The organism is Pleionea sp. WD8-19, from assembly GCF_055326765.1.
The window spans coordinates 1-1,211 of record NZ_JBUZOU010000057.1; the positions used below are offsets into that span (position 1 = coordinate 1).

Below are 1,211 nucleotides of genomic sequence, written 5' to 3' on the forward strand. Positions count from 1 at the left end.
CATTCTTTTACATCACGTTCCTACTCGAAGAGATGCCTAAGTCACCGGACAATATTGAGTACTTGATGCCTTGGAACGTTGAGCTGACTCAGTAGTCAAGCGTGTGTTTGGTTAGACGCTTACATTACGTCAGTGATTTTTAAAATTACGATAGCAGTGTAATAATTTTTACGACGGCGTTTGAGAAATATTGCGACAGAAGTTTGGTAAACTAAAAATATGCTACGATGAGAAAGCGAAAAAGCGATCGTAAAACTTCAAAATCCTACGACCGCTAATTTGGAAAAAACTACGATGACAAAAAAGCACGCTACAAAAACATTAAACAACATTACTACCAACCTATTTCACCACCTAAAAATGTTGTGAAATTTGTTCGAAAATGATCAGTGCGAGAGTTGCACCCCCCATACCCTCTTACCTTCATTTAAGGTATGGGTGTCCCGACTTAACCCACACAGAATAATTTACAGTCTCAAAAAGAGTTATGGATGTCCTGACTTTTCTTTGCTAATTTCCCTTAAAATAAGAGAAAAATCATCATTGGATAAACTCTTTGAGCTCTGAACCAACTTTAATATAATTTGCTTACAATAACCGTCATTAAAATCCAAATCCATACCATTAAATTTAAGCACACGAATAAAGTCAAAATCTTTTTCAAGAAAGACAATCCCAATTTTTTTACATTGATTTTCGTTTAAATCATTTAACGGAAGTCCTTTTTCCACTAAAACTTTTAAAAGGTTATTTAGGTTTAACTTACCAACGCTTGCATCGACACTTCTAGCATTTATCAGTAACGAAATTAAATCATACTCACCATAAGAAATTCGTTTTGATAGTTCAGAAATATCTTTAGTTTTGATATAGCCAAGATATACTCTGTTATACAACCAGCTTTCTCCTGAAACACTATTAGCAACCAAGTCCTCTGTTGGTACTTTTTCAAGCTCATCCCAAACATAATAAAAACTATACAAAACCACCAAAATTAATATCGCAGAATATTTTAAAGTCTTCATAGCAATTAATTAGCATTCCTAAGTTCATAATATCTGAGATCATATTGAGCTTGAATGATTACTAAGGGGTCAAATCTTGATATATACTATTATACTCTTCCTGCAACCGCGCATTATCGTTCATCGCCTGGTTGAGTCGGCTCACCGTCCTCGAAATGGAACTGTAGTGCCCCACGTTAAAATGCT

1 protein-coding gene is annotated in these 1,211 nt (G+C 34.8%); it reads right to left on the bottom strand.

The window, feature by feature from the left end; genetic code table 11:
- Window positions 1-485 precede the first annotated feature (485 nt).
- On the bottom strand, window positions 486-1,025 hold the full coding sequence (locus ACTUJY_RS21090) for a hypothetical protein (protein WP_463618108.1): 540 nt from the start codon (window positions 1,023-1,025) through the stop codon (window positions 486-488).
- Window positions 1,026-1,211 lie beyond the last annotated feature (186 nt).

Bases quoted from the DNA above. Each gene is read 5' to 3' on its own strand.
- ACTUJY_RS21090 (WP_463618108.1), bottom strand. From the start codon at position 1,025: ATGAAGACTTTAAAATATTCTGCGATATTAATTTTGGTGGTTTTGTAT.